Here is a 6,246-nt window from a genome sequence, read left to right on the forward strand (position 1 = left end):
CGCTGGCGAGCCGGACGATGTCGATGTCGGTCTCGTACTCGGCGCGCTTGGCGGCGATGAACGCCTCCCGCTCCGGACCCCGCCGCACCGTCGTGCCTGCACGTTCAGGCTTGCCGCGGCGCGTTAGCGTCCACCCATGACGCGATCCGAGCAGATCCTGGACGTGCTGGTCACCGAGTTCGGGCCGCTGATGACGGCCGAGCCGGCCGCGTTCCGCCGCAAGTTCCGCAAGATGGCGTCCAGCGCGTTCGCGTTCTACCGCGGCAGCGCCGCCCTCTTCTACGCCGACATGACCGGGCGCTACGCCGACGACGCGTTCCTCAACGAGCGGACCAGCCGGGTGTGGATCCACGGCGACCTGCACGCGGAGAACTTCGGCACCTACATGAACGCCGAGGGCGTGCTCGTCTTCAACGTCAACGACTTCGACGAGGCGTACGTCGGGCCGTTCCTGTGGGACCTGCGCAGGCTGACCGCGAGCATCGCGCTGCTCGGCTACAGCAAGGCGCTGTCCGACCACATGATCGGGTACCTGGTACGCGGCTTCGCCGGGGCGTACCTGGCCGAGCTGCGGGCGGTGGCGCTCGGCGGCGACGACGCGATCGGCTCGCTGACGCTGTCCACCACCACCGGCCCGCTGCACCGGGTGCTCCAGCAGGCCCGGCTGAACACCCGGGTGGAGCTGCTGGGCGGGCTGACCGTGATCGACCGGTACGAGCGGCGCTTCGCCGAGCGCGACGGCGTGTACCAGATCGACGCGGCCACCCGCAGCGCGGTCGAGGAGGCGTTCCGGGGCTATCTCGGCACGCTCAACCCGCACCACGCGTCCAACGGCCACCGCGGGATCGAGCGCACCATCAAGGATGTGGTGCTGCGCCAGGGCGTGGGCATCGGCTCGGCGGGGCTGCCGTCGTACAGCCTGCTGCTGGAGGGGCACACCCAGGCGCTGGAGAACGACGTGGTCGTCTACATGAAGCAGGCGCAGACCCCGGCGGTGGCCCGCCACATCGACGACCCCCGGGTGCGCGGCTACTTCCAGCACCAGGGGCACCGCACGGCGGAGTCGCAGCGCGCGCTGCAGGCGGCGGCCGACGCCTGGCTGGGCTACACCGAGCTGGGCGGGGTCGGTCAGCTCGTCGCCGAGGTCTCGCCGTACGCCGCCGACCTGGACTGGGCCGACGTCAACGAGCCCGACGAGCTGGTCAGCGTGGTGCGCGAGCTGGGCCGGGCGGTGGCCCGCATGCACTCGGTCGCCGACGACGAGTCCAGCCACGACCTGGTCGACTTCTCCACCGAGGAGGCGATCGTGGCCGAGCTGGACCGCGACGAGCAGGGGTTCACCGACGGCCTGGTGGCGTTCGCGCACGCGTACGGCGCCCAGGCCCGCGCCGACCACCAGCTGTTCGTGGACCTGTTCCGCAACGGCGCGATCCCGGGCGTGTGAGGCTCAGGCGCTCGGGCTCGGGCTGGGGCTGGCCGACGGCGGCGGCCCGCACTGCATGTCCCCGGCGGTGTGGTTGCCGAACGCGCCGCTGCCGCGGGCGCGTGTCCAGTACGGGTACTGCTGCCGCTTGCCGGCCGGGATCTCGTCGAGCACGCCGAGGTCGCCCACCACGTAGATGATCCGGGTGCCCCGGCCCTCGGGGTCGGCGGGCCAGCGCACCGCGGCGACCACCGACCGGTCACCGGCGTCGAGGTGGAACACCTCGTGGTCGGCGAGCTGCTGGGTGCCGTCGGCCTGGCACACGTACGACGCCCAGAAGATCTTGACCTTCTTGCCGGGGCAGAACGTCGACGACGCGGTCAGCCCGAGCGTCACGTCGTGGTCACCGGGCACGTCCGCGCCCTCCGCGTACGCCTCCGGCCGGGCCCGGCAGGGCTGGACGGGCGCCACGGCGCCGCCGATCCCGGTCTCGGCGTCCGACGGCGACGGCGACGGCGAGGGCTGCGGCTGCTCGGCGCTCGGCGAGGCGCTCGGGCGGGGGACCGCGGGCGGGGCGGTCCGGTTCGCCCACGGCACCGCGACGGCCAGCACGGCCAGCGCCGCGATCGCGGCGAACCCGCCGGCCCGCCGGCGTATCCGGCGCCGCCGCACGGTGCCCAGCACCGCCTCGACGCCCGCCGGCGCGAAAGCGCCCTGCAGCCGGTCGCGGGCGCCGTCGAAAGCGGCGCGTACGGGGTCGCGCTCAGACACGGTCGACCTCCTCCGCCGCTGGTATCGCCTCGCTGAGCTGCGCCGCCAGCGCGTTGCGCGCCCGGTGCAGCCACGACTTGACCGTGCCCTCGGCGGCGCCGGTGACCACCGCTATCTCGGCGATCGACAGGTCCTCGAGGTAGTGCAGGATGACCGCCTGGCGCTGCCGGGCGGGCAGGGTGGTCAGCGCGACGGCGACGGCGATGCGGTCCGGGCCGGGGCCCGGCGTCGATTCAACCAGCCGGTCGCGGGTGAGCAGCTCGATCCCCCGGCGCATGCGCCGCCAGCGGCTGGTGGCCAGGTTCCACGCCACCCGGCGCACCCAGGCGACCGGGTCGTCGTGCTCGGCGACCACGCTCCAGCGGTCGTACGCCCGGCACATCGCCTCCTGGACCACGTCCTGCGCCTCGGCGGTGCTGCCCGTGTGCAGGTAGAGCTGGGTGGCCAGGGGATGGAAGGCGGCCGCGTAGAACTCCGCGAAGTCGCGGTGTCCGGCCACGGTCGTCTCCATGATCTTTTGAGGGGGGTACGCCGAAGCATAGCGAAATCGGACGGACCTGTTGTGCCGGCGTGATCCGGCCCGGCCGTGCCCGCCGCCCGGAACAGGCGGTGCCGCTCGCCCAGGCCGGTTGCGGCGGCCGGAGGTGCCCGCGGGCCGACAGGGGCGTGGCGGGCCGTCGCGGGCATAGGATGCCGGGCATGACGCCGGAGGAGATCGGGGCGCGCCTGAGCGAGCTGGTGGCGGGCGCCCAGGCGGGTGTTTCCGGCGGCGGGGCGTACGCGCGCGCCACCGTCGACGTGCCCGCCGAGCAGTGGGTCGCGGCCCTGACCGCCGCGCGCGACGAGCTGTCCTGCGACTTCTTCGACTGGCTGTCGGCCGTGGACGAGCTGGACGCCGGCTACGACGTCGTCGCGCACGTGTGGTCGGTCGGCGCCCGGCACGGCGTGCTGCTGCGCACGCGGGTGCCCGCCGAGGGCGCCTCCCTGCCGTCGGCGGTGCCGGTGTACCCCGGCGCGGCCTGGCACGAGCGCGAGACGTACGAGATGTTCGGCATCGGCTTCCCCGGCCCGCTGGAGCCGCTGCTGCTGCCGCCGGAGTTCGAGGGCCACCCGCTGCGCAAGAGCTTCGTGCTGGCCAGCCGCGTCGCCAAGCCGTGGCCCGGCGCCAAGGAGCCGGGCGAGTCCGAGACCGGCTCCAAGCGCCAGGCGATCCGCCCGCCGGGCGTGCCCGCGCCGGGGGAGTGGGGGCCGACCTCATGACGTGGGAGATCGTGCTGCGCGTGGCGCTGGTGGCGGTGGCGTTCCTGACCCTGCCGCTGCTGGTCGGCCAGACCGAGCACAAGGTGATGGCGCACATGCAGTCCCGCCTCGGCCCGATGTACGCGGGCGCCTTCCACGGCTGGGCCCAGCTCATCGCCGACGGCGTCAAGTTCGCGCAGAAGGAGGACATCACGCCGCGCAACGCCGACGGGCCGGTCTTCCGCCTCGCGCCCGCCGTGGCGCTGCTGCCGTACCTGCTCGTGCTGCTGGTCATCCCGCTCGGGCCGGGCGACCTGGTGGGCCAGCAGCTCGACGTCGGCCTGTTCTTCGTGCTCGCCGTCGTCGGCGTCGGCGTGATCGCGGTGCTGATGGCCGCGTGGGCCTCGGCGAACAAGTACTCCCTGCTCGGCGGCCTGCGCGCGGCGGCCCAGCTGCTCGGGTACGAGCTGCCGTTCGTGCTGTCGGCCGCCAGCGTGGCGATGGCCGCCGGCACGCTCAGCCTGCCCGGCATCGTCGCCGCCTGGCAGCCCTGGTGGCTGCTGTGGCAGCTGCCCGCGATGGTGGTCTTCTTCGTCTCCGGCCTGGCCGAGATCCGGCGGCCCCCGTTCGACATGCCGATCGCCGACTCGGAACTGGTCTTCGGGTACATGACCGAGTACACCGGCCTGCGCTTCGCGTTCTTCCTGCTCGCGGAGTACGTCGGCATCGTGGTGATCTCGGCGCTGACCGCGACCCTGTTCCTCGGCGGCTGGCACGGCCCGTGGGCCGAGTCGGTGGGCTGGCTGTGGATGCTGCTCAAGACCGGCGCGGTGGCGTTCGTGGTGATCTGGCTGCGGGTGTCCTGGCCCCGGCTGCGCGAGGACCAGCTGCAGCGGCTGTGCTGGCTGGTGCTGGTGCCGCTGGCGCTGGCCCAGCTGGTGCTGACGGCCGGGGTGCGGGTGGCCCTGACCTAGGGACCCACCCGCACCGTCACGACGTCGGCACCGGGTCAGGGCTTCACCCGGGCCATCATGCCCACACTCGGGCGGCCCCACGGCGAGACGACGGCGCGGCCCGTCGGGCTCGGCGCCGCGCCGGTGTGCGCGGTGGGGCCACCGCGCGGAGCGGGGGCCGGGGTGAACATGCTCACGAAAACCGGGCCCTTCGCCGCTCCCCGGACCGGGGCGGGCAGCCGCGGCGGCTCGCCGGGCAGGCAGTTCACTCCGGGAGTCAACGTGATCATGCTGATCTCCCTGCCACCGGCGACGAAATAGGGGGTCATCCGGCGGCCTTCCGTGAAGTAGGCCCAGCAGCGCTCGCCGTCGTACTCCAGCTGGACGGTGACGGGCTCGTACCGCGGTACGAGCCCGACCACCGAGTCGACGTCGTACCGGTCAAGAAGCTCCCTACCCGTCCAGGCGTCGAACACGCGCAGAGCCAACGGCGTCCCCGCCGGTCCGCCGAACTCGACGGTCTGATCCAGCGCGGACGACGGGAACGAGACGTCCGCGACGGTCGACTGCCCCGACACGAGCTGCACCCGCGGCGCGCCCGACCGGCCCGACCAGGTCTTCAACAGCCCGTTACTGCTGTAATCGATCGTCCACTGGTACGGACCGAGGCGGTCGAGTGTGTAGTGACCCTGCGTGCTGCAGCCCACCAGCCCAGGACCGGCGACCGCGCAGGCGGACACCGCCGGCTCTCCGGTGCTGCCGTGGCGGAGGACGCCGTGCACACTCCCGGACCGAGCGGGGACGATCGCCGGTGCGGTGGTGACCACTCCGGCACTGAGGCTGATCACTGCTGCGTTCCGGCGGTCGCCGGTGCCGCCGTGGTAGCCGAGCCACTGGGCGCCCGCGGCACCCCGCGGTGCCACGAACAGCTGCACCCACCCCGGTCGGAAGGGCCCGAGCCGCAGCGCACCGTCGGCGGCCGGCATCGCGCAGACAGGAAGGGCGCTGAACTCGGTGCCCCAGCGGCCCTGCGCTGTGTAGACGCAGACGGGGTCCGTCGCGGCCGGGTCGACGGTCCCGTCCCGATAGGTCGTGGCGATGACCGCCCCCGGCTCCATCTTCAGCGTGACCTGCGTGACCTTGCCCGGCGCGGCGGTCACCGAGGTGCTCGCCGTGAAATGGTCGGGCAGGTGCACCGCGTGGACGTGGGACGAGCTGGTCCGGAAGTCGAGCAGGTCGCGGTAGACGCCGTCGGTGCCGCCGCCGCAGACCTCACGCCGGATCGTGACGCAGGCTTCGGTGATCGGAGCGCCGCTGAGCGCGTCGCGCAGGAGGACCTCGACGGTGGCCGGGATGGCCATCGATTCGGCGATCGCCGTCGTCTGCCCGTCGGTGATGGTGATCAGACCGGCATCGGCGCTGCTCAGCGTGGCCGGGTACCACTGTGTCGGCCGCGGCGACATGGAGTATCCCTCGTCGTTGAGCCTGAGCCGGTAGTGGCCCGGCGGCATCTCGGCGAGATCGATGGTGCCGTCGAAGCGGATCGGCAGCTTGTAGGACCAGGTTCCGTCCGAACTGGTCAGCGTCGCCGCGATTCGGGGCGGCGGCCGCGTCCCGTCGTGGTCTTTGAGCACGGCGGTGAACCGGCCTGCCCCGGGTCGCAGCCGGACGGCCAAGGGCACGCCCGTCGCGAACGTGCCGGAGGGTTCGGGATCGTCGGGACGCCATACCGTGGCGAAGCCCGGCGCGCTCACCCTGAGCTGAATGAGGTTCCCAGTGAAGATGGTGATGGTCTCACCGCTCGGGTCTGACTCCGAGGTTCCTTGACTCGAAGTTGATGTCGTTAGCGGGATTTGTCGG

General features: G+C 72.8%; 6 protein-coding genes. 3 read left to right on the top strand and 3 right to left on the bottom strand.

Going from position 1 to position 6,246, the window contains the following annotated elements:
* The first annotated feature begins 136 nt into the window (after positions 1-136).
* On the top strand, positions 137-1,444 hold the full coding sequence (locus tag AB0J67_RS38350) for a DUF2252 domain-containing protein (protein ID WP_363490277.1): 1,308 nt from the start codon (positions 137-139) through the stop codon (positions 1,442-1,444).
* 3 nt (positions 1,445-1,447) lie between these two features.
* On the opposite strand, the gene AB0J67_RS38355 is transcribed toward AB0J67_RS38350, so the two are convergent.
* Entirely contained in the window at positions 1,448-2,194 is a 747-nt protein-coding gene (locus AB0J67_RS38355; RefSeq protein WP_363490279.1) for a hypothetical protein, read from the bottom strand.
* On the bottom strand, positions 2,187-2,705 hold the full coding sequence (locus AB0J67_RS38360; RefSeq protein ID WP_363490281.1) for a SigE family RNA polymerase sigma factor: 519 nt from the start codon (positions 2,703-2,705) through the stop codon (positions 2,187-2,189). The genes AB0J67_RS38355 and AB0J67_RS38360 overlap by 8 nt, the downstream gene beginning before the upstream one ends.
* 188 nt (positions 2,706-2,893) lie before the next feature.
* Here AB0J67_RS38360 and AB0J67_RS38365 point away from each other — a divergent pair, with 188 nt between their 5' ends.
* Positions 2,894-3,454: an NADH-quinone oxidoreductase subunit C gene (locus AB0J67_RS38365; protein WP_363490283.1), complete on the top strand. Its 561-nt coding sequence runs from the start codon at positions 2,894-2,896 to the stop codon at positions 3,452-3,454.
* Complete coding sequence (locus AB0J67_RS38370; RefSeq protein ID WP_363490285.1) at positions 3,451-4,407, top strand: complex I subunit 1 family protein; 957 nt, start codon at positions 3,451-3,453, stop codon at positions 4,405-4,407. Before AB0J67_RS38365 ends, AB0J67_RS38370 begins: the two co-directional genes overlap by 4 nt.
* A 35-nt stretch (positions 4,408-4,442) precedes the next feature.
* Here AB0J67_RS38370 and AB0J67_RS38375 read toward each other — a convergent pair whose 3' ends face one another.
* Complete coding sequence (locus tag AB0J67_RS38375) at positions 4,443-6,140, bottom strand: hypothetical protein (RefSeq protein WP_363490287.1); 1,698 nt, start codon at positions 6,138-6,140, stop codon at positions 4,443-4,445.
* Between the last annotated feature and the right edge of the window lie 106 nt (positions 6,141-6,246).

Source organism: Catellatospora sp. NPDC049609 (genome assembly GCF_040675365.1).
GTDB lineage: Bacteria > Actinomycetota > Actinomycetes > Mycobacteriales > Micromonosporaceae > Catellatospora.

Coding starts and splice junctions, on each gene's coding strand:
- AB0J67_RS38370 (WP_363490285.1), top strand. CDS start 3,451: ATGACGTGGGAGATCGTGCTGCGCGTGGCGCTGGTGGCGGTGGCGTTC.
- AB0J67_RS38365 (WP_363490283.1), top strand. CDS start 2,894: ATGACGCCGGAGGAGATCGGGGCGCGCCTGAGCGAGCTGGTGGCGGGC.
- AB0J67_RS38350 (WP_363490277.1), top strand. CDS start 137: ATGACGCGATCCGAGCAGATCCTGGACGTGCTGGTCACCGAGTTCGGG.
- AB0J67_RS38360 (WP_363490281.1), bottom strand. CDS start 2,705: ATGGAGACGACCGTGGCCGGACACCGCGACTTCGCGGAGTTCTACGCG.